Source organism: Sphingobium yanoikuyae, assembly GCF_013001025.1.
GTDB lineage: Bacteria > Pseudomonadota > Alphaproteobacteria > Sphingomonadales > Sphingomonadaceae > Sphingobium > Sphingobium yanoikuyae_A.
This window is the reverse complement of the sequence record NZ_CP053021.1, coordinates 99,851-119,762: the sequence shown is the minus strand read 5'-3', so window position 1 is coordinate 119,762 and position 19,912 is coordinate 99,851. Positions and strand designations below refer to the sequence as shown.

General features: G+C 65.8%; 20 protein-coding genes. 10 read left to right on the top strand and 10 right to left on the bottom strand.

All coding sequences use genetic code 11. From position 1 onward, the window contains the following. Positions 1–43: 43 nt before the first annotated feature. On the bottom strand, positions 44–1,165 hold the full coding sequence (locus tag HH800_RS00625; RefSeq protein ID WP_169859847.1) for a VacJ family lipoprotein: 1,122 nt from the start codon (positions 1,163–1,165) through the stop codon (positions 44–46). A gap of 309 nt (positions 1,166–1,474) precedes the next feature. Here HH800_RS00625 and HH800_RS00620 point away from each other — a divergent pair, with 309 nt between their 5' ends. The 5 genes from HH800_RS00620 (at position 1,475) to HH800_RS00600 (ending at position 5,164) form a co-directional block, all read left to right on the top strand. After that, positions 1,475–2,119, top strand: coding sequence for a PepSY-associated TM helix domain-containing protein (locus tag HH800_RS00620; protein WP_169859845.1), 645 nt, complete (start codon positions 1,475–1,477; stop codon positions 2,117–2,119). Positions 2,120–2,136: 17 nt separating this feature from the next. Beyond that, positions 2,137–2,670 carry a DUF2271 domain-containing protein gene (locus HH800_RS00615; protein ID WP_169859843.1) on the top strand — a complete coding sequence of 178 codons (534 nt, stop codon included), beginning with the start codon at positions 2,137–2,139 and terminating at the stop codon, positions 2,668–2,670. Between the two features lie 15 nt (positions 2,671–2,685). Continuing rightward, positions 2,686–3,567: a DUF4198 domain-containing protein gene (locus tag HH800_RS00610; protein ID WP_169859841.1), complete on the top strand. Its 882-nt coding sequence runs from the start codon at positions 2,686–2,688 to the stop codon at positions 3,565–3,567. Between the two features lie 110 nt (positions 3,568–3,677). Continuing rightward, complete coding sequence (locus HH800_RS00605; RefSeq protein ID WP_169859839.1) at positions 3,678–4,547, top strand: FAD:protein FMN transferase; 870 nt, start codon at positions 3,678–3,680, stop codon at positions 4,545–4,547. Positions 4,548–4,684: 137 nt separating this feature from the next. Beyond that, positions 4,685–5,164, top strand: coding sequence for a hypothetical protein (locus HH800_RS00600; RefSeq protein WP_169859837.1), 480 nt, complete (start codon positions 4,685–4,687; stop codon positions 5,162–5,164). Positions 5,165–5,389: 225 nt separating this feature from the next. Here HH800_RS00600 and HH800_RS00595 read toward each other — a convergent pair whose 3' ends face one another. The 6 genes from HH800_RS00595 to HH800_RS00570 all read right to left on the bottom strand — a co-directional run bounded on the left by HH800_RS00595 (position 5,390) and on the right by HH800_RS00570 (position 14,184). After that, entirely contained in the window at positions 5,390–7,948 is a 2,559-nt protein-coding gene (locus HH800_RS00595; RefSeq protein WP_235681983.1) for a PepSY domain-containing protein, read from the bottom strand. A gap of 80 nt (positions 7,949–8,028) precedes the next feature. Further along, positions 8,029–8,298: a SemiSWEET family transporter gene (locus HH800_RS00590; protein WP_004210495.1), complete on the bottom strand. Its 270-nt coding sequence runs from the start codon at positions 8,296–8,298 to the stop codon at positions 8,029–8,031. Positions 8,299–8,439: 141 nt separating this feature from the next. Continuing rightward, on the bottom strand, positions 8,440–11,043 hold the full coding sequence (metH, locus tag HH800_RS00585; protein WP_169859835.1) for a methionine synthase: 2,604 nt from the start codon (positions 11,041–11,043) through the stop codon (positions 8,440–8,442). 83 nt (positions 11,044–11,126) lie between these two features. Beyond that, on the bottom strand, positions 11,127–12,173 hold the full coding sequence (locus HH800_RS00580) for a homocysteine S-methyltransferase family protein (RefSeq protein ID WP_097385483.1): 1,047 nt from the start codon (positions 12,171–12,173) through the stop codon (positions 11,127–11,129). 98 nt (positions 12,174–12,271) lie between these two features. Beyond that, positions 12,272–13,216 (bottom strand): methylenetetrahydrofolate reductase, encoded by a 945-nt coding sequence (gene metF / locus HH800_RS00575; protein WP_169859834.1) that lies wholly within the window; start codon positions 13,214–13,216, stop codon positions 12,272–12,274. After that, the gene (locus HH800_RS00570; RefSeq protein ID WP_169859832.1) at positions 13,213–14,184 is read right to left on the bottom strand and encodes an ArsR/SmtB family transcription factor; all 972 of its coding nucleotides are present in this window, start codon (positions 14,182–14,184) and stop codon (positions 13,213–13,215) included. Before HH800_RS00570 ends, metF begins: the two co-directional genes overlap by 4 nt. A gap of 213 nt (positions 14,185–14,397) precedes the next feature. Here HH800_RS00570 and HH800_RS00565 point away from each other — a divergent pair, with 213 nt between their 5' ends. After that, a complete protein-coding gene (locus HH800_RS00565; RefSeq protein WP_004210488.1) occupies positions 14,398–14,616 on the top strand; it encodes a hypothetical protein in 219 nt (72 codons plus the stop codon). A gap of 84 nt (positions 14,617–14,700) precedes the next feature. After that, positions 14,701–14,934 carry a hypothetical protein gene (locus HH800_RS00560; protein ID WP_169859830.1) on the top strand — a complete coding sequence of 78 codons (234 nt, stop codon included), beginning with the start codon at positions 14,701–14,703 and terminating at the stop codon, positions 14,932–14,934. Positions 14,935–14,992: 58 nt separating this feature from the next. Here the strand turns inward: HH800_RS00560 and HH800_RS00555 are convergent, their stop codons facing one another. Next, positions 14,993–15,424 carry a glycine zipper 2TM domain-containing protein gene (locus HH800_RS00555; protein ID WP_169859828.1) on the bottom strand — a complete coding sequence of 144 codons (432 nt, stop codon included), beginning with the start codon at positions 15,422–15,424 and terminating at the stop codon, positions 14,993–14,995. 183 nt (positions 15,425–15,607) lie between these two features. On the opposite strand from HH800_RS00555, the gene HH800_RS00550 reads away from it, so the two are divergent. Beyond that, entirely contained in the window at positions 15,608–16,591 is a 984-nt protein-coding gene (locus tag HH800_RS00550; RefSeq protein ID WP_169859826.1) for an esterase-like activity of phytase family protein, read from the top strand. Between the two features lie 103 nt (positions 16,592–16,694). Here the strand turns inward: HH800_RS00550 and rpmB are convergent, their stop codons facing one another. Then, positions 16,695–16,988 carry a 50S ribosomal protein L28 gene (gene rpmB, locus HH800_RS00545; protein WP_004210484.1) on the bottom strand — a complete coding sequence of 98 codons (294 nt, stop codon included), beginning with the start codon at positions 16,986–16,988 and terminating at the stop codon, positions 16,695–16,697. 153 nt (positions 16,989–17,141) lie between these two features. On the opposite strand from rpmB, the gene HH800_RS00540 reads away from it, so the two are divergent. Further along, positions 17,142–17,363 (top strand): hypothetical protein, encoded by a 222-nt coding sequence (locus HH800_RS00540; protein WP_004210483.1) that lies wholly within the window; start codon positions 17,142–17,144, stop codon positions 17,361–17,363. Positions 17,364–17,537: 174 nt separating this feature from the next. Beyond that, positions 17,538–17,996, top strand: a complete 459-nt coding sequence (locus HH800_RS00535; protein ID WP_169859824.1) for a nucleoside deaminase — start codon at positions 17,538–17,540, stop codon at positions 17,994–17,996. Here the strand turns inward: HH800_RS00535 and HH800_RS00530 are convergent. After that, positions 17,958–19,871, bottom strand: coding sequence for a hypothetical protein (locus HH800_RS00530; RefSeq protein ID WP_169859822.1), 1,914 nt, complete (start codon positions 19,869–19,871; stop codon positions 17,958–17,960). The two genes, HH800_RS00535 and HH800_RS00530, sit on opposite strands and share 39 nt — an antisense overlap. Positions 19,872–19,912: the final 41 nt, after the last annotated feature.

Sequence of the window (19,912 nt, the reverse complement as noted above, 5' to 3'; positions counted from 1 at the left end):
CCAGTGATCGGGCGCCTTTTTCTTTTCCGTGCCTTCGATGCGCTCAGCGCGGGTCGGCGGGCAGCGGCTGCACCATCAACGGCTTGGGCGCCGGTGCGGGGGCCGGTTCGGGTGCCGGCGCAGCAGCAGGCGCCGGTGCCGACTCCGCAGCAACCGGGGCCGCAGCCTCCGGCGCGTCGGCTGCCGGCTTGTCCTTGCCGGGCACGCGCAGCCCCGGACCATAGACCGGCGTCACACCCGGCGTGTAGCGACCGTGCAGCGCCTCGATCTCCGCCTTGCGCTGGTTGAGATAGAGGTCGCGATAGCTGCCATAGGGATTGTCGTCGGCACGGATCGCCTGGATGCGCTCGTCGAACGCCGCGCGCTCGCCCAGCTGGTCCAGCACCGCCATCGGGATGACGACCGTGGGCTGGGTGAAGGGCTTGCCCACCGCGAAGGGCAGGATCATCTTGTCGACCGTGTCGCCGATGATGTCGCGCAGCGTCGTCGGGCCGACCAGCGGCAGATACATGTACGGCCCCGGCCCCACGCCATAGAAGCCGAGCGTGTTGGCCAGGCCATTGGGGCGATAGGGCAGGTTGAACGGCTTGCGCTTGGCAACGTCGAACAGGCCGACAAAGCCCAGCGTCGTGTTGATCGCGAAGCGGCCGGCCGTCTCGAACGCCTTGCCCGGCTTGAACTGCAGCATATAGGCCGCGAACACGACCGGCTCGCCCAGGTTCGAGAAGAAGTTGCGCAGCCCCTTGCGCACCGGGCGCGGCAGGCCCTTGTTATAGGCCTTGGCCACCGGCTCGATCAGCGCCTTGTCGACCGCCTGGACCGCTTCGAAAGACTGTTCGTTGATCGCGGCGAAGGGATCGCGCTTGCGCAGCCCGGTATCGCCGGTCACGACGATCGCATTGGGATCGACCGGCACCTCTTCCTTGGGCTGCTCCGCGATCGGGCTCAGCGTCGGCAGCACGACCGGCGGCGGATAGGGACTGTCGGGTGACGGCGTCTGTGCCGGCATCTGGGCGGGCTGGACCGGGTCGGCAGGGACGGTGTGGGGCGTTTCCGCCGGCGCAGGCGCCACGGCCGCAGCCGGCACCACCGGAGCGCCGCTGTCCACGACCTCCCCCTGTCCCGCCATCAGCATCATTCCAGTGGCGGCAACCGAAAGCAGCATAAATCGTCCCTTGTCACGGCCCCGTCTGGACGACGGGCCCAACGGCCAGCAACGGCCTGGATAAGGGCCGATAAACAGACATCGCATCCCCGCGACATCGCTGTCCAAGCTGATTGCGCTAGGGGGGCGTGCCGCACCCGTCAAGTATGGTGGTCAAGCAGGAGGCGGCAGGCGGAGACGCGCGTGCGGCGCTTTGGTTCCCGACCGCTTACATTTTGATACATTTTTCCTGTTGCGAGCGGTTTGCAATTGCGAGTCGTTCGCGTTATTCGGGCCACCTCATTTCCTACAGGACTCGCCCTTCCCTCGATGCACGCTCCCGCCCGCGCCCAGCCCAAGAAAAAGAAGAGCGCCAAGGCATTCTGGCTGAAGCAGCTGCATACCTGGCATTGGGTGAGTTCGGCGATCAGCCTGATCGGCCTGCTGCTCTTCGCCTTCACCGGCATCACCCTCAACCACGCCGCCGATGTCGAGGGTTCGCCCCGGACCGTCGAGAAGAGCGCCACACTGCCCGCGCCGCTGTTGAAGCTGGTCGCGGCCGATGACGCGCCCGATGCCAAGAAGCCCCTGCCCGCCCCGATCGCCCAATGGGTCGAAAAGGAAATCGGCCAGAGCGGCGCGGGCGAGGCGGAATGGTCGGCGGACGAAGTCTATCTCGCCCTGCCGCGTCCCGGCGGCGATGGCTGGGTGTCGATCGACCGGCATGACGGCAAGGTCACCAGCGAAGCGACCAGCCGTGGCTGGGTCAGCTATCTCAACGACCTGCACAAGGGCCGCAATGCCGGCACCGTGTGGAAATGGTTCATCGATATCTTCGCCGTCGCCTGCTTCCTGTTCGCGCTGACCGGCCTGCTGCTGCTCCAGTTGCACGCCGCCAAGCGGCCGAGCACCTGGCCGCTGGTCGCGATCGGGCTTGCGCTGCCCGCGCTGCTCGCCATCCTCTTCATCCACTAACGGGGGTCCATCTTTCCATGCAGATCAGTCCCAAGCTCATCCTGTCCGGCGGTGCCGCGCTCGGCGCCACCGGCGCGCTGGCCGCGCCGGTGTCCGCGCAGACCATGACCGTCACGGTCAATATCCCGCGCCTGTCGGTCGCCGAATATCATCGCCCCTATGTCGCCATCTGGCTGGAGAAGGAGGGCGCCGCCCCCCGCACGCTCGCGGTCTGGTATGATGTCGACAAGGCCAAGGGCGAAGGCACAAAATGGCTGCGCGACATCCGCCAGTGGTGGCGTGTGTCCGGCCGCACGATGAGCTTCCCGGCCGATGGCGTATCGGGCGCGACCCGCGCGCCGGGCGACCAGAAGATCGCCTTCACCGCCGGCAAGGGGCCGCTCGGCGCGCTCGGACCGGGCAAATATACGCTGGTGGTGGAAGCCGCCCGTGAAGTCGGCGGCCGCGAACTGCTCCGCCTGCCCTTCACCTGGCCGGCCAAGCCCGGCGTCGCCGCCAAGGCGCAGGGCAGCAGCGAACTCGGCGCCGTCAGCGTCAGCTTCGGCAAGTAACAGGGGACAAAGACCATGAAAGCCAAATATCTGATCGCGGGCGCGCTTGCCGCCCTGATGCTCTCCGGCGCGGCCCAGGCGCACCGCCAGTGGATGCTGCCCTCCTCCACCACCCTGTCGGGCACCGACAGCTGGGTGACGGTCGACGCGGCGGTCTCCAACGACCTCTTCTATTTCGAACATTTCCCGATGCGCACCGATGGCATCGCCGTGACCGAGCCGGATGGCACCACCGGCAAGATCGAAAATGCCGCCACCGGCAAATATCGCTCGACCTTTGACGTGCATCTGACCAAGCCCGGCACCTATCGCATCGCCAATGTGTCGACCATGGTGATGGGCAGCTACACCCTCAACGGCAAGCAGGAGCGCCTGCCGCGCGGCACGACCAAGGCCAATCTGGCGCAGGCGATCCCCGCCGGCGCTACCAATGTCCAGACCGCCGAGGCGAGCAACCGCAACGAGATCTTCGTGACCTTGGGCGCGCCGACCACCACCATCTTCAAGCCGACCGGCACCGGCATCGAACTGGTCCCGGTGACCCATCCCAATGACCTGGTGTCGGGCGAGACCGCGACCTTCCAGTTCCTGCTCGACGGCAAGCCCGCCGCCGACCTCAAGGTCACCGTCATTCCCGGCGGCATCCGCTATCGCGATGCGCTGGGCCAGATGGACCTCGCCACCGACAAGGATGGCAAGCTGGCCGTCAAATGGGGCGCCCCCGGCATGTACTGGCTGAACGCCAGCACCGGCGGCGGCCGCGAAGGCGGCCCCGGCGGTCCCGGTGGTCCGGGCGTGCAGGGCGGCAAGCCGCAGGGCGCACCGCCCGCGCCGCCGGCCGGCCCGCCGCAGAAGCGCGCCTCCTACATCACCACGCTGGAAGTGCTGGCGCCCTGACCCGGCCCGCCGGCAATCCCGTCCGGATCGCGATAGCGCCCGACCTGTCGCCCGAGCAATTTGCCGGGCGCCAGCGTCAGGGCGCTATCGTCACTTTGGGCGGACCGACCATGGGCACCACATGGTCGGCCCGCATCGTCGATCCGCCCGCCGACTGCCAGGCCCATATTGAGGCCGTGCTGGCCGCCGTCATCGGCGAGATGAGCAATTGGGAAGCCGGCTCCGATATCAGCCGCTTCAACCGCAGCCCGATCGGCCAATGGACCCGCCTGCCGCCCGCGATGATGGGCGTGCTGCGCGCGGGCCTGTCCATGGCTCGTCTGTCGCACGGCGCCTTCGACCCGGCGATCGGCGGCATCGTCGCGCGCTGGGGCTTCGGCCCGGCCCTCGCCGGCGGCAGCGCCACCGCCTCGGTCGCGCCCTGGACCTGCATCGAACTCAATGGCGACCGCGCCCGGCGCACCGCCGACGTCGCGCTCGATTTTTCCGGCATCGCCAAGGGCTATGCCGTCGATGCGGTCGCGGCCTGTCTGCGCAGCCTCGGCCTCCCCAACTTCCTGGTGGAAATTGGCGGCGAACTGCGGGGCGAGGGCGTGAAGCCCGATATCCAGCCCTGGTGGGTCGATGCCGAAGTGCCGCCGGGTCTCGACATCCCGGCGCTGCGGGTCGCGCTCTGCGGCCTTTCCATGGCCAGTTCGGGCGATTATCGCCGCTACCGGATGGAGGGTGATCGCCGCCTGTCGCACAGCATCGATCCCACGACCGGCGCCCCCATTGCGGAGCGCGTCGCCGCCGTCACCGTGCTCCACGCCTCCGCCATGCTGGCCGACGCCTGGGCGACCGCGATCACCGTACTGGGCGCCGATCGCGGCATGGCCCTCGCCACCCGCCACAACCTCGCCGCCCGACTGATCCTGCGCACCGAAACCGGCGGCCAGGAATATATGACCCCCACCCTCGCGGCCATGCTGGCCGACTGAGACCGACTTCAGGCAAGGTGGCGCCCCAGAGGACAGAGTTGGGGTGCGGACGGATTGATATTGGATCAGCATCGCTCAAGTCAGACGTTGCAGAGCGGGGTCGATCTGGCCATCGTCGCAACATGCAATGCCGCTTTATGAACCTCGCTCCTTTGATACTGTTGGTGACACAAGGGTGTGAACAGCAACCACAGCGGTTCTCGGATAACGCTATTCAAGAGTTTCGAGAAGGAATGCCGGGCATCACCGAGGGATGCCTTAACAAGATTAAACATGGTGGTATCGAAGCGATGCCGTCGAGCACAGATGAATGCTTCGAGATGACACCAACCCGTCAGTGGAAAGGCCTATGGAGAAGAGAATTCGAGAATTCCCGCTTTTGTCCATCGCCCGCTGGTTCCTGCTCCTATCAAACTGCTGGCGACCGCATCTGGTTGTCGGGAAAGGCTCTAACCTCTTCGGCTAGCGACGAAGGCCTCTACGAAGTTGAGTTTGTGGGACGGCAAACAGCTCGCAAGGGAAGCTACGGGCACTTGAGCGCCTTCGACTATGAAATAATCGTCGATAAGGTAGTCAACTTACGTCTGGTTTCAGATGCCGCGACTTTAGCCGAGTAAGGCTGCGAATGGTCGCTTCCAGACCATCCTCCCCTGGTCGCTTCTTGCCGGGCAGCTTTTCCGCCCAGGTGCGGACCGACCGCTAACGGGACCGTCGGGCACCGATCGGCCCAGCGGACGGCGTCAGGGGAGCGAACGAGGCATAGCCCCTCTTTGAAAGGGAGGAGAGGAAGCAAGGTCCGCCTCAACTTGTTTCCAAACCGCCCAGACTTCGCCAATCCGCCCTTAATAAACGTCGCGCTTGTAGCGGCCGGCCTCGGCCAAGTCATTGAGCATCGCCTCGCCCAGGATCGCGATCAGCGCCTGATGGACGCTCTGCGCCATGCCTTCCAGGCTGCCGCAGACCAGGATGGTCGCGCCCTGGCCGATCCGTTCGCGCAGTTCCGCGCCCGCGTCCGCCAGCAGATGCTGGACATAGCGGCCGCAATCCGCATCGCGCGAGAAGCTGCGGTCCAGCCGTGCCAGCGTGCCGTCCGCCAGCCAGGCCGACAGTTCCGCATCGAAATAGCGCTCATGCGCCCGGCTGCGCTCGCCGAACAGCAGCCAGTGGCCGCCCATCCCGTCATGGGCGGCGGCGCGCAGATGGGCGCGCAGCCCGGCAATGCCGGTGCCATTGCCGATCAGGATCATCGCGCCGCGCGCCGCCGGATCGGTGCGGAAGCCCGGATTGGGCCGCACCCGCATCATCGTCGTCTCGCCCGGCGCCATATGCGCGGTCAGCCAGCCCGAACCGATGCCCAGCCGCCCGTCATCATCGCGCACCTGCCGCACCACCAGGTCCAGCACGCCATCGGCCATGATCGACGCCGCCGAATATTCGCGCGCCGGCAGCGGGCGCAGCGCCCGCGCTGCCGCCATGGTGAGCGGGGTTCCGGCGTCGGGCAGCATCGCGCGTGCCAGTTCCGCCCGCAACGCCGCCGGCACCGCGATCAGGTCGCCCTCGGGCGCCTGGCTGGCCAGCAGCGCCTCGACCGCCTCGGGCGCGTTGCAGGGGTGCAGTTCCACGATATCGCCCGCCTGCCATTCGGGCACATCCGTGCCCACCGGCTCGAACTGCAGATGATAGGCGATGAGCGCCGGACTGTCGGGATTGAGCGCATGGCGCGCCACCAGTCGCCACGGCGTGAACGGGATCACCATCTGGCCCCGATCGCCCTCGCCCGCGCCCAGATCATGCAGCGCATCATGCCAGGCCCGCTCCGCCGCTTCATCCTCATGCCCCATGGCGATCAGCGGGAAGAGCGGCTGCGCGCCCGCTTCCGCCATCCAGCCGTCGACCGCGATGCCGAAGGCGCAGAAATCGGGATATTCCCGGTCGCCGATCGCCAGCACACCATAATGGAGATGGCCAAGATCGATCGCCCCGCCACGCAGCAGCCGGCTGGCAAAGCCGCGCGCCATGTCCGGCGGCTCGCCCTCGCCATAGGTCGAAACGACGAACAGGATGCGCTGCGCCCCCGCCAGCATGTCGCGGGTCAGCCGGCCGACCGGCACCACCTGTGCCCGCACCCCGCCATGGGCCAGCGCCTGCGCCGCATTGCGCGCACGGATTTCGGCTGTCCCGGTCTGGCTGGCATAGGCGATCAGCAGGTCGCCGCCGCCCATGTCGCCACCCACAACCGCCGCGACATCGCCGGCCAGCGCCCGCGCCGCCTGCTTGCGCTTGCGGCGCGAGAGATAGAGCAGAAAGCCGGTCACCGTGAACAGCGGCATGGTGAGGCTGGTCAGCATCATGATGATCCGGCCGGGCAGCCCGAAAAAGGCGCCGCGGTGCAGTTCATAGACGCTCTGGGTGATGATCACGCCCAGCGGCCGGCGATCATAGAGATCGCGCTTCTCCAGCGCATAGCTGGCCGGATCATAGCTATATTTGTCGGTCTGGCGCAGATGGCGCGCGCCTTCGGGCCGGGCGTCGAAGCTGATCGTCTTCATCGGCTGCGACGGCGCCGGCTGGGTGATGCGCACCCAGATATAGTCATTGCCGGTGGCGCGACGGAAGGCGGTCCAGGCCGGGTCGATCGACGGCCGCGGCGCGATCCCGTCGCGCTTTTCCGACCGCCGGCCTTCCTCGCTCGGCGCCTTGCCGGTCAGGCTGTATATCACCCCCTGCCGATACCAGTCATAGCTCCACCACAAGCCGGTGAGCGCGCTCAGCAGATAGAAGAGCAGCACCCAGGTGCCGATCACGACATGCAACGCGCGCCACAGGTTGCGCCCCGTCTTGCGCAGGTCCAGCACCAGCCAGGCACGCCAGTCCAGCGCCTGCCGCGGCCAGCGCAGATAGAGGCCGGACAAGGCGAAGAAGATCAGCGCAATCGCGCTGAAGGCGGTGATCTGCCGGCCGATGCCATTGCCGCCACCCGGCAGCGCCAGCCAGCGATGCAGATCGTCCATCAGATGGAAAAAGCCTTCGCCCGCCGGTGCGCCCAGCCAGGCGCCGGTGGCCCGATCGACCTGCCCCTGCTTGCGGCCGCGCCCTTCGCTCGACGACAGGCGCACGCTGTGCGACTGGTCGCGCGCCATTTCCCAGTCCAGCCGCGCGATATAATAGCCCGGATTGTCGGCCTGCACCCTGGCGATCAACTGGTCGGGCGACAGGTCGGGTTTGGAAGGCACGCCGGGCGCATAGAGGCGCGGCGACAGCGCCTCGCTGATCTCGTCCTCGAAGCTCATGGTCGCGCCGGTCACGCCCATCAGCGCCAGCACCAGGCCGGCGGTGATCCCCAGGAACCAGTGGATCTGGAACAATATGCGCTTGGTCACCTGGGCTCCGTGGGCTGCCATCCGAAAGCCCAGCCTATTACGCATCTGCAACATGAATGCAATTGCGACTTAGTTTCAAGCAAACCGGGTAAAGATCAGCCCTAAAGCGCGGTGTAGAGGCAGGTCGCGCCCAGGATGATGCCGGGCACATTGGCGACGATGATCGGCCAATCCTTGTCCTTGTGCAGCCAGCCATAGGCCGCCCACAGACAGGTATTGAGCACGGTCGCCAGCGGCTGGATCACCGATCCCTTGTCCCCGGCCAGGTTCATCCGGATCTGGTCCAGATAGGAACCATACATGAGGATGGCGGTGACGGTCGCGATCCAGCCGACCACCCGCAACGTCCGCTCGTCGAGATGCCGTGCCATCCTGCCCCCATGCCTGTCGTCGGCGGCACTTAGCCATCGACCGCCCCCCGCGCGCAAGACCGCAATTACCCGGAGGCGCGCATGGCACCGCCGGGCATGGGGAAGCAGGCGACCACCCCCGATGGAGGGAGGCGCCGGGCGTCAGTCCAGGTTCGGGCGCAGATAGCGTTCGGCGGTTTCCAGGTCGATGCCGCGGCGGGCGGCATAATCTTCCAGCTGGTCGCGGCCGACGCGGGCGACGCCGAAATATTCGGCCTGCTGGTGGCCGAAATAGAAGCCGCTGACCGCCGCGGTCGGCAGCATGGCGAAGCTTTCGGTGAGCGTCGCGCCGGTCGCATGATGGGCGTCCAGCATCTCGAACAGGATGGGCTTCAAACTATGTTCCGGACAGGCCGGATAGCCGGGGGCTGGGCGGATGCCGCGATATTCTTCCTTGATCAGCGCCTCGTTGGTCAGCTGCTCGCCCTCGGCATAGCCCCAGAGCGCAGTGCGGACATAATGGTGCAGCCGCTCGGCAAAGGCTTCGGCCAGACGGTCGGCCAAGGCCTTCAGCAGAATATCCGAATAATCGTCGATCGCATTCTTGAAGCGGGCGAGGTGCGGCTCGATGCCGTGGATCGACACGGCAAAGCCACCCATCCAGTCGCCATCATGGCTGATGAAGTCGGCCAGGCACATGTTCGCCCGGCCTTCGCGCTTGGCGATCTGCTGGCGCAGCATCGGCAGGGTGTAGTGCTTCTCGTCCTCGACATGGACGATGATGTCGTCGCCCTGACGACGGCAGGGCCACAGGCCCGCGACGCCGCGCGCGGTCAGCCATTTCTCGTCGATGATCTTCTGGAGCATCTTCTGCGCGTCGGCAAAGAGACTGCGGGCGCTTTCACCGACAATCTCGTCCTCCAGAATGGCGGGATAATTGCCGGCCAGTTCCCAGGCGCGGAAGAAGGGGGTCCAGTCGATATAGTTGACCAGATCCTTCAGATCCCAGTCGGGGAAGTGGTGGGTGCCGGGCAGCAGCGGGCGCGGCGCCTTGAGGCTCTCGTCCATTTCGAAGGCGTTGGCGCGGGCGTCCTCAAGCGACAGGAGCTGGCTCTGCCCCTTGTTCGCGCGGGCGACGCGGACATGCTCATAATCAGCCTTGGTCTTGCTGACGAAATCGGCCTTCTGCGTTTCGGACACCAGGGCGGTGGCGACGCCGACCGCGCGGCTGGCGTCGAGCACATGGACGACCGGGCCGGTGAAGGCCGGGTCGATGCGCAGCGCGGTATGGACGCGCGAGGTGGTCGCGCCGCCGATCAGCAGCGGCATGGTCATGTTGGCGCGCTGCATTTCAGCCGCCACCGTCACCATCTCGTCGAGCGAAGGGGTGATAAGGCCGGACAGGCCGATCATGTCGGCGTCATTCTCGTTCGCGGCCTTGATGATGTCCTGCCAGGGCACCATCACGCCCATGTCGATCACCTCGAACCCGTTGCACTGGAGCACGACGCCGACGATATTCTTGCCGATATCATGGACGTCGCCCTTCACGGTGGCCATGATGATCTTGCCCTTGCCCTTGGCGCCGGGTTCCTTCGCCGCCTCGATATAGGGCAGCAGATGGGCCACCGCCTTCTTCATGACGCGGGCGGACTTCACCACCTGGGGCAGGAACATCTTGCCCGCGCCGAACAGGTCGCCGACGACGTTCATGCCGTCCATCAGCGGGCCTTCGATCACCTGGATCGGCTTTTCGGCGGCGAGGCGGCATTCCTCGGTGTCTTCCACGACATACATGTCGATGCCCTTGACCAGCGCATGTTCGAGGCGCTTGGCGACCGGCCAGCCGCGCCATTCCTGCGCGGCCTTTTCCGATGCGGCATCCTTGCCCTTGAAGGATTCCGCGAGAGCAACAAGGCGGTCTCCGGCTTCGGGATCGCTGTTGAGCAGCACATCCTCGCACGCCTGGCGCAGCGCCGGGTCGATTGCGTCATAGACGTCGAGCTGCCCGGCATTGACGATCGCCATGTCGAGGCCGGCGGGGATGGCATGATAGAGGAAGACCGAGTGCATCGCCCGGCGCACCGGTTCGTTGCCGCGGAAGGAGAAGGAGAAGTTCGACAGGCCGCCCGAGATATGGACGTGCGGGCAGCGCTTCTTGATCTCGCGGCAGGCTTCGATGAAGTCGACGCCGTAATTATTATGCTCCTCGATTCCCGTCGCCACAGCGAAGATATTGGGATCGAAGATGATGTCTTCCGGCGGGAAGCCGATGGTCATCAGCAGCTTGTAGGCGCGCTCGCAAATCTCGACCTTGCGGGCCTGGGTGTCGGCCTGGCCGGTCTCGTCGAAGGCCATGACCACCACGGCGGCGCCATAGGCCATGCAGAGTTTCGCATGATGCAGGAAGGCTTCCTCGCCCTCCTTCATGCTGATCGAATTGACCACCGGCTTGCCGGAGACGCACTTCAAGCCCGCTTCGATGACTTCCCATTTGGAACTGTCGATCATCACCGGCACGCGGCTGATGTCCGGTTCCGACGTCATGAGCTTGAGGAAAGTGGTCATCGCCTCGACCGCGTCGAGCAGGCCTTCGTCCATGTTCACGTCGACGATCTGCGCGCCATTTTCGACCTGCTCGCGGGCGATGTCGATCGCTGCGGCATAGTCGCCGGCCATGATCAGCTTCTTGAACTTGGCGGAGCCGGTGACGTTGGTGCGCTCGCCGATATTGACGAAGGTGGCGGTGGAGGTCTGCGTGGTCATTCTATCAATCCGTTCGCTTCGAGCCTGTCGAGAAGCGTTGCGCGCCCGGTTCTCGACAAGCTCGAACCGAACGGAGGGTGCTTTTACGCCGCGATATGCATCGGTTCGAGGCCGGCGAGCCGGGTCACGACCGTCAGTTCAGGCACCTGGCGCGGCTTGTGGCCGTCGAGCGCCTTCGCCACCGCGCCGATATGCGCGGGCGTCGTGCCGCAGCAGCCGCCGACCATGTTGACCAGCCCTTCGTCCACCCACTGACGGATCAGCTTCGCGGTGGTTTCCGGCAGCTCGTCATATTGGCCCAGTTCATTGGGCAGGCCGGCATTGGGATAGGCCAGGATCAGCGTGTCGGCATTCTTCGACAGTTCGGCCAGATAAGGCCGCAGCAGGTCGGCGCCGAAGGCGCAGTTCACGCCGATGGTGAGCGGCTTCAGGTGGCGCAGCGAATACCAGAAGGCGTTGATCGTGTGGCCCGACAGGTTCCGGCCCGACATGTCGGTGATGGTGAAGCTGAGCATCACCGGCACCGAGCGACCTGCCGCTTCCTCCGCCTCGCGCGCGGCCATGCCGGCGGCCTTGGCGTTCAACGTATCGAAGCAGGTTTCGATCAGCAGGAAGTCGACGCCGCCAGCGATCAGCGCGTCGCACTGTTCGCGATAATCGGCCTTGAGCGTATCATAATCGACCTCGCGATAGGCGGGATCGTTGACGTCGGGCGAGATCGACAGCGTCTTGTTGGTCGGGCCGATCGAGCCGCAGACGAAGCGGGGCTTGCCGTCCTTGGCCGTCGCCTTCTCGCAGGCGGCACGGGCGATCTTGGCGGCCGCGACATTGATGTCCCACACCAGATGCTCACAGCCATAATCGGCCATCGCGATCTTGGTCGAGCTGAACGTGTTGGTCTCGATCATGTCGGCGCCATTGTCGAGATAGGCGGTATGGATGCCCTCTACGATGTCCGGCCGGGTCAGGCAGAGCAGGTCGTTATTGCCCTTCTGGTCCTTGGCGAGATCCAGAGACCCACGATAATCGGCTTCGGTCAGGCCGTGCTTCTGGATCGACGTGCCATAGCCACCGTCGAAGATCAGGATCTTTTCCGCCGCCAGGGCGCGCAATTTCTGTTCAGCGTTCATCGTCATATCCCCTCGTCCCGTTCGGTTCGAGCTTGTCGAGAACCCTCGCGCATACGGTTCTCGACAAGCTCGAACCGAACGGAGGGGATGGTTTCAGATCAGGCGTCCACCGTCACCTGCGGGCGTTTAAGGCCGTCACTTGCCGGCCTTAAACCCAGCAGATGGCAGATCGCATAGCTTAGTTCCGCCCGGTTGAGCGTATAGAAATGAAAGTCGCGCACGCCGCCCATATAGAGGTTGCGGCACAGTTCGGCCGCCAGCGTGGCGGAGACGAGCTGGCGCGCGGCCGGATGCTGGTCCAGCCCGTCGAACAGGCGGCCCATCCAGGCGGGGACATCGGTGTTGCACATCGCCGACATGCGCTGGACCGCGGCGAAATTGCTGACCGGCATGATGCCGGGAATGACGTCCGCATCGATGCCGGCGGCGGCGACCGTGTCGCGGAAGCGGAAGAAGGTATCCGCCTCGAAGAAGAATTGGGTGATCGCACGGGTCGCGCCGGCGTCGATCTTGCGCTTCAAATTGTCGATGTCGCTCTGCGCGCTCAGCGCATCGGGATGGGTTTCGGGATAGGCGGCGACCGAAATCTCGAAATCATGGCGCTTGCGCAGCCCCTCGACCAGTTCGGCCGCGCCCTTGTAACCATCGGGGTGGGGCTGGAAGGCGGTGCCGGCCTCCGGCGGATCGCCGCGCAGCGCGACGATATGGCGCACGCCCGCTTCCCAATAGGCATCGGCCACTTCGTCGATCTCGGCCTTGCTGGCAGCGACGCAGGTCAGGTGCGCGGCGGCGGCCAGCGGCGTTTCCCTGGCGATGCGCGCGACCGTATTATGGGTGCGCTCGCGGGTCGAGCCGCCCGCGCCATAAGTCACCGACACGAATTTGGGCGCCAGCGGCGTCAGCGTCTCGATCGCCGACCAGAGCTGTTCCTCCATCTTCTCCGTCTTGGGCGGGAAGAATTCGAAGCTCACATTGAGGTCGCCGGCCAGATCCGCATAGAGCGGCCCTTCGGCATCATGGCGGGCGCGGTCAGTCTGGGTCATGCGGAAATCCGTTCTTCGATGGGCAGGATGTCGGCGCCGCGCTGGCGCCCAAGCCATAATTGTACCGTCAGTTCCTGGCCGGGCAGCATGTCCACCCGTTCCAGTTCCAGGCCCGCCTGCGCGAACCAGCCTTCGATCTGCATATCGGAAAAGCCCAGGCGCGCATGCTGGTCGCGGGCGCGCAGCTCCTCGCGTTCATGGGCGGCGAAATCGACGATCAGCACCCGGCCGCCGGGGCGAAGCACCTGCGCCGCCTGCGCGATCACCTGCTCGGGCGCCTGGGCATAATGCAGCACCTGATGCAGCAGCACCGTGTCGACGCTGGCGGGATCGATCGGCAGCGCGGCGAAATCGCCGAGCAGCAGCGCATATTTGTCGCCCGCATCCTCGGGCAGCTTGGCGCGGGCCAGCCGCAACATATCGGGGCTGCGATCAAGCGCCGTCACCTGATCGGCGGCGGGGCCGAACAATTCGATCATCCGCCCGGTGCCGGTGCCGATATCGAGCAGATGGCCGATCGCCTGCCCGTCCAGCATCGCGCGCATCGCCGCTTCCACATCGGCTTCGGCGACATGAAGCGAACGGATCGCATCCCATTCCTCGGCATGTTCGGCGAAATAGGCTTCGGCGGCGCGCGCACGCTCGGCCCGCACGGCGGCAAGGCGCGCGAGATCCGCGCTCTGCCATGCGGCTTCGGCGGCCGACGGCTGCAACTGGTCGAACAGGGTGATGAAGGGTTGGACCGACGCCTTCTGGCCCAGCCGCAGGAAGACCCAATTGCCCTCCTTGCGCCGCTCGACCAGGCCGGATTCCACGAGAATGCGGATATGGCGCGACACGCGCGGCTGGCTCTGGTCGACCACCTGCGCCACTTCGCCCACGGCCAGTTCCATCGCCCGCAACAGGTGGACGATGCGCAGCCGCGTCGGGTCTCCAAGAGACCGGAAAATGTCGAGGGCGCCACTCATCCAGCAATCATATAAAGAAATCTTTATATGCGTCAATGGCCGTCCATTGCGGGCACTTCCGACAAAAACCGCGCCTTATCAGGCCCTCCCGCTCAGGAATGGGATTGCCTTGCTTCGCCCAAAGCATTACGAATCAGCGCGCAGGCGCAATGGGGGGTGAGCTTTTCTCCGAGAGTGGTCTGCATCTTTTTTTTCTCTGAGAGGGGTTTGCCCATGTCCAAGTCGATTGCTCTTTCGCTCGTTCTCGCCGCTTCGCTGGGTCTGGCTGCTTGCGGTGGCCACACCGCCGAAAACGCTGCCAACAACGCCGCCAACGCTGCTGAGAACGCTTCGAACGCTGCCGACAACGCCATGAACGCCGCGATGAACGCTGCCGACAACGCTGCGAACGCCGCTTCGAACGCGACCAACAACGTCGCCAACGCGATGTAATTTCCCTTTCGGGAAGAGTTTCTTGGGAAAGGGCCGCACCGGAAACGGGAGCGGCCCTTTTCTTATGCGCGAAAGGATCGGCAATTGACCAAGCGACCTACCCTGCTGCTCCTGCTGGCGCTTGGCGCCTGCAATTCCGGCCAGGATGATGGCGTCGGTGGCGTCAGCACAGCCGAAGCCAGCGCGCTCAATGCCGCCGCGGCGCAGTTGGATGCGCGCGCCGGTGCAGCATCACCGCAGGAGGCCGGGCTCAACCCCGCCGCCGTCGCGGCCGCCCGCGCCGACCGGCGACAGGCCGGGGGCAATGCCGCCCGATAGCAAGAAGGCCGCCCCCTTCACGGGGACGGCCCTTCATCGTCACCGGATGGGGTGATGCTCAGCAGTTGCGGTCGATCGCGCGGCCAGCCAGCGCACCGACGCCCGCGCCGATGATGGCGCCCGTGGTGCCGTCGCCCCGGCCATAGCGGCCGCTGCCCCGACCAACCTCGTTACCGAGCAGGCCACCGGCGATCGCACCGATGATGGTGCCGCCCGTGCCATTGTCCCGGCAGCGATAGCCGCCACGATAGCCGCGATAGTCATTGCGATAATAATTGCCGCGATAGCCACGGTCGCCGCGATAATAGTCGCCCCGATAACCGCGATAGCCACGGTCACCGCGATAGCCGCGATCACCCCGGTAATAGTCGCCGCGTTCATAGCCGCGGCCCCAGCCATCGCGCGCCATGGCGGGCGTCGCGGTGACGGCGAGGGAGGCAGCGCCCATGGCGAGCGCAGCACCCAGATTGATCAGATACTTCATCTTCATGGCGTTGCTCCTCAGATTGCCATTTCCGCAGTGAACCGGGCGGGCCGATCACCAGGATTGATGCCCTTATGACTGATTCGCGTTGAGTGGAGCCTGAATGGCGGTGACAGCCGCCGTTAAGCTGGCAACGCTTCGCCACTCCCCTGCTGCGTCCCGCCGACATTTCCCCTATGGCAGAGCGCGATGCGTCGAATCCTGATCGTTCTCGCTCTTGCGATCCTGCTGCTGCCTGCCCCGCCGTCCACCAAGCCCGCCGCCGTGCGACCGGGCACCTTGCTGGTGAGGGCGCGCGCCGTGCCGCTCGACAGCAGCGATCCCGATCGCCGCCGGGTCGGCACGCTCACCTATCTGGGCGGCTGGCAGCTTGGCAGCGACAATCCGGGCTTTGGCAGCATATCCTCGCTGTTGGTCGACGGGCCGGGCCAGATATTGGCGCTGAGCGATGCCGGCGTGCTGATGGGCTTCCATGTCGGCCCCGGCCGCGCAAGCCGCCGCCCCTTCATCGCGCCACTGCCGGTGCGGGCGCAGGACAGGGACCGGCCCTGGTGGTCCTGGGATTCGGAATCCATGACCCATGATCCGGCCAGCGATCGCTATTGGGTGGGGTTCGAGCTGTTGCAGGCGATCTGCCGCTACTCCCCCGGCTTCGCGCGGGTGGAGGCGTGCCGGACCTGGCCCGAAATCGTCGCCTGGCCCAAGACCGGATCGATCGAATCCTTCACCCGCCTGCCCGACGGCCGCTTCATCGCGATCGGCGAGATGGGCATGACCGCCGACGGCCATCATGACACCTTGCTCTGGTCGGGCGATCCGGCCGAGCATGACACGGCCGATCCGATCCACCTCCATTATGTCGCGCCGCAGGGCTATCGCCCGACCGACATGGTCGCGCTGGACGATCGCCACCTGCTGGTGCTGAACCGGCGCCTGACCCTGCAGGACCTGTTCACCGCGACGATCGCGATGATCGATCTGCCTGAGAATCCCGCACCGAACACGGAGCTGCGCGCCCGGACGCTGGCTCGGCTGGCGCCGCCCCTGCTGGCCGACAATTTCGAAGGACTGGCGCTCAGCCGGGAACAGGGCCGGACGATCCTGTGGGTCGCATCCGACGACAATCACGAATTCTTCCAGCGCACGTTGCTGCTGAAATTCCGATTGGATTGATCAGGGTCGGGCTGCGGGCCGGTGCGGCGCAGGGAATATCAAGAAACGCAAAAAAGCGGCCTGTTGCCAGGCCGCTTCTTATGCCGAAACGAATCGAAGCGAATCAGGCGGCTGCGGCAGCCTGCTTCTTGACGATGTCGCGCTTCAGGCGACGGGCCTTCAGCGACAGCTTGTCATCGCTGGTCTTGACCAGCCAGTTGTCGAGGCCGCCATTATGCTCGACCGAGCGCAGACCATGGGTCGACACGCGCAGCTTGACGGTGGTTTCCAGCGTTTCGGAGATCAGCGACACGTTCTGCAGGTTCGGCAGGAACACGCGCTTGGTCTTGTTGTTGGCGTGGGAAACATTGTGACCCACCTGGCGACCCTTACCGGTCAGCTCGCAAATGCGCGACATAGTCAATCAACCTTTGAAATTCGGGTTCGTTCGGAAAGCGGCGCCGATAGCGGGATTCCCGCTCGCCGTCAACCTTCCGCTCGGTTCGTGGCACTATCGCAACCATTTCACCGGGCCCCGCGTTCATCCCCCCGTTCAATAGAGGAGAGTGCCATGCGTTTCATCGGCGGATTGCTGCTGATCGCGCTTATCGTCATCGGCGCCGGGATAGCAACCGGATTCATCGACCTGCAGAAGACTCAGGAGGGTCGACTGCCCGAAGTCTCCGTAAAACAGGGCGCCCTGCCCAAATATGAGGCGAGCGTCGCCAAGGTCGAAGTGGGCAGCCGCAACGAAACGGTCGAGGTTCCGACCGTGGACGTGAAGAAGCCCTGAGTCGATTCGCGGCATTTTGATGCGCCTCCTGGCGCATGGACGGCACCAGCCCGCACCCCCACCCGGCCGCCCAACAGCCTATCCTGGAATGGGAGGCCGGGTGGGGGTTCAGCCGAGTCCCGCGCCTTCCGCTGAAGGCTGGTGCGGCTCTCCCTCTCAGACTAAGGCGGGGTCATGACCTCGCCCTTTCCCTTGCCCGAACCCATGCGCCGCGCCTTTGCGCTGGCCCGCTCGGCAGAGGCAGCGGGCGAGGTGCCGATCGGCGCCGTGGTCACGCGCGATGGCGTCATCATCGGCGAGGGCGAGAATCGCAACCGCCGCGACAACGACCCCACTGCCCATGCCGAAATGGTGGCGATTCGCGCCGCCGCCGCCCGGATTGGCGACTTCCGCCTGACCGGCTGCGACCTGTGGGTGACGCTGGAGCCCTGCCCAATGTGCGCGGGCGCGATTTCCCACGCGCGCGTCGCCCGGCTCTATTATGCGGTGTCCGACCCCAAGGGCGGCGCGGTCGAACAGGGACCGCGCCTCTTTGCCCAGCCGCAATGCCTGCACCGCCCGGAAATCTATGGCGGGCTGGCCGAGGCGGAGGGATCAGCGCTGCTGCGCGACTTTTTTGCCGCCCGGCGCTGAATAATCAATCTTGTAGAGCGTGTAGGGCAGCGTCATCGCCGTCTTGAGCGTCACCGGCTGCAACCAGGCCGGAATCGTGCCGCGCATCAGGTCCGCGTAGAAGCCGCGCGGGCTGCGCGACTGATAGATGGTCCCTTCGGGGAAATTGGGACAGACCAGCAAATAGGTCGCATGATGCTTCGCCGCGATCGGACGGAAGGCGTCGGCCGGCCCGTCATAGGCATGATGCATGTCGAGGATCGTCGCGCCATTGCGATGATAGGGGCCGGCCACCGCGCTATGATGCGTCGTGGCGATGATGCGCGGCCCCAGATCGACCATGGTGAAGATGGTCGCCGGCGGCAGCTGGTCCAGCACCTCCAGCGCCGGCAGGGTGCGACAGCGGCCATTGGCCTTCTTGATCGCGTCGGTGCGGGCAATGGCGGACGGGCGCCATGGCTTGGGCTTGGTGCCGGTCGCCTGCTGCCACAGCGCGATCACCTGCGGATAGAGCGGATAGGCACAGGCAATGGCGCCGACCAGCAGTGCGCCGATCCCGGCCAGGATGCGCACCCGGCGCGATCCGGTGAAGATCGCCGTCACCAGCCGCCATCCGGCCCAGGCAGCGGGTGGGATCGCCAGCAACTGCGCCGCCGGCCCCGCACGCAGCTGCCAGAAGAGCAAGGCGGTCGAGAAAAGCATCATCAGGCCGATCGTCGCGAAGGCCCAGAGCCGGTCGCTGTCGCGCCGCAGTTCCCATAGCGCCCAGAGCAGGCCGAGAAGGCCCACCGCCGGCAGCGCCATCAGCGGCACGACCAGGCTCTGCGCCTGCGCGGTGATCGGCTTGGCTTCCCGGATATTGGCGAGCCAGAGCTGCTGCAGCTCAGGCGAGATCTGATAGGGGGTCAGGCATTGCGGCCAATTGAGCAGGAAGAACAGGCCCACCGCGCCGCCGACGATGATGCCGGCGATCAGCCGCTGCCACCAGAGCCGCAGCGGCAGGCGGCCGAGCAGCACCATGCCCGCACCGGCCGCGCCGAACACCGCGACCCAGATGGGCGAGATGGCATCGCACACCATGTGGCGATTGTCGTAGCTGGCGAAGAGGACGTAGCAGAGCGAGGTCGCCCCCGCGAGGCTGACGCCATAGGGCAGCATCCGCCGCCCGGGCCCATCGCGGAACACCCAGCGCAGCGCCACCAGCGCACCGCCGGCGGCGAGATAGACGATCATCTCCATGCCGATCGCCACCGACAGGGCGCTCGACACGCCGGCCACCACGCCGCCGCGCAACCAGTTGCGATCGATAAGCCCCGCCATCATCGTCAGCGCCAGTGCCAGCTGCCAGCCATGATGATCGATCCGCATCGGCGCGAACATGCCCAGGCCCATCTGCGCGGCGAGCGGCGCCAGCACCGCGAACAGCCAGGCCCAGCGCGCGCCGACCGCATCGCCCGCCAGCCGCCGGGCGATCGATCCCAGGCTCAACATCAGCAGGAACAGCGGCAGCAGCGGCGCGATCGCGCAGGCCAGCCGGTCGGCCAGATCCTGTTCGACAAAGGCGCGGAAGAACAGCATCAGCCCGGCAAGCGGGATGTCGACCAGCCGCGACCAGTGGATATTGGCGCCGCCCGGCGGATCGAGCCGATATTGGCGCAAATCATACCAGCCCTGCCCGGCCAGCCAGTCCTTCACCTGAACGAAGCGGATATTGTCGTCCGTATCGCTGAGCGTCAGCCAGTGGATCGCGGGCCAGCGGTCGACCAGCATGCCGACCAAGATCGCGATCCAGATCAGGAAGGTCAGCCACTTCCAGTGGCGATCGGCATAGGCGGTGAGGATCGCGAACCAATGGGACGCGCGGGCGCGAAAAGCAGGCCAGCTTTGCAAATTCATGGCCGGTGGATTAGACGCTCCACACCAAAGCGCAACGGGGC

Excerpts from the sequence above, each read along its gene's own strand:
- HH800_RS00625 (WP_169859847.1), bottom strand. The coding sequence starts at position 1,165 with ATGCTGCTTTCGGTTGCCGCCACTGGAATGATGCTGATGGCGGGACAG.
- HH800_RS00620 (WP_169859845.1), top strand. The coding sequence starts at position 1,475 with ATGCACGCTCCCGCCCGCGCCCAGCCCAAGAAAAAGAAGAGCGCCAAG.
- HH800_RS00615 (WP_169859843.1), top strand. The coding sequence starts at position 2,137 with ATGCAGATCAGTCCCAAGCTCATCCTGTCCGGCGGTGCCGCGCTCGGC.
- HH800_RS00610 (WP_169859841.1), top strand. The coding sequence starts at position 2,686 with ATGAAAGCCAAATATCTGATCGCGGGCGCGCTTGCCGCCCTGATGCTC.
- HH800_RS00605 (WP_169859839.1), top strand. The coding sequence starts at position 3,678 with ATGGGCACCACATGGTCGGCCCGCATCGTCGATCCGCCCGCCGACTGC.
- HH800_RS00600 (WP_169859837.1), top strand. The coding sequence starts at position 4,685 with ATGAACCTCGCTCCTTTGATACTGTTGGTGACACAAGGGTGTGAACAG.
- HH800_RS00595 (WP_235681983.1), bottom strand. The coding sequence starts at position 7,948 with ATGGCAGCCCACGGAGCCCAGGTGACCAAGCGCATATTGTTCCAGATC.
- HH800_RS00590 (WP_004210495.1), bottom strand. The coding sequence starts at position 8,298 with ATGGCACGGCATCTCGACGAGCGGACGTTGCGGGTGGTCGGCTGGATC.
- metH (WP_169859835.1), bottom strand. The coding sequence starts at position 11,043 with ATGACCACGCAGACCTCCACCGCCACCTTCGTCAATATCGGCGAGCGC.
- HH800_RS00580 (WP_097385483.1), bottom strand. The coding sequence starts at position 12,173 with ATGAACGCTGAACAGAAATTGCGCGCCCTGGCGGCGGAAAAGATCCTG.
- metF (WP_169859834.1), bottom strand. The coding sequence starts at position 13,216 with ATGACCCAGACTGACCGCGCCCGCCATGATGCCGAAGGGCCGCTCTAT.
- HH800_RS00570 (WP_169859832.1), bottom strand. The coding sequence starts at position 14,184 with ATGAGTGGCGCCCTCGACATTTTCCGGTCTCTTGGAGACCCGACGCGG.
- HH800_RS00565 (WP_004210488.1), top strand. The coding sequence starts at position 14,398 with ATGTCCAAGTCGATTGCTCTTTCGCTCGTTCTCGCCGCTTCGCTGGGT.
- HH800_RS00555 (WP_169859828.1), bottom strand. The coding sequence starts at position 15,424 with ATGAAGATGAAGTATCTGATCAATCTGGGTGCTGCGCTCGCCATGGGC.
- HH800_RS00550 (WP_169859826.1), top strand. The coding sequence starts at position 15,608 with ATGCGTCGAATCCTGATCGTTCTCGCTCTTGCGATCCTGCTGCTGCCT.
- rpmB (WP_004210484.1), bottom strand. The coding sequence starts at position 16,988 with ATGTCGCGCATTTGCGAGCTGACCGGTAAGGGTCGCCAGGTGGGTCAC.
- HH800_RS00540 (WP_004210483.1), top strand. The coding sequence starts at position 17,142 with ATGCGTTTCATCGGCGGATTGCTGCTGATCGCGCTTATCGTCATCGGC.
- HH800_RS00535 (WP_169859824.1), top strand. The coding sequence starts at position 17,538 with ATGACCTCGCCCTTTCCCTTGCCCGAACCCATGCGCCGCGCCTTTGCG.
- HH800_RS00530 (WP_169859822.1), bottom strand. The coding sequence starts at position 19,871 with ATGAATTTGCAAAGCTGGCCTGCTTTTCGCGCCCGCGCGTCCCATTGG.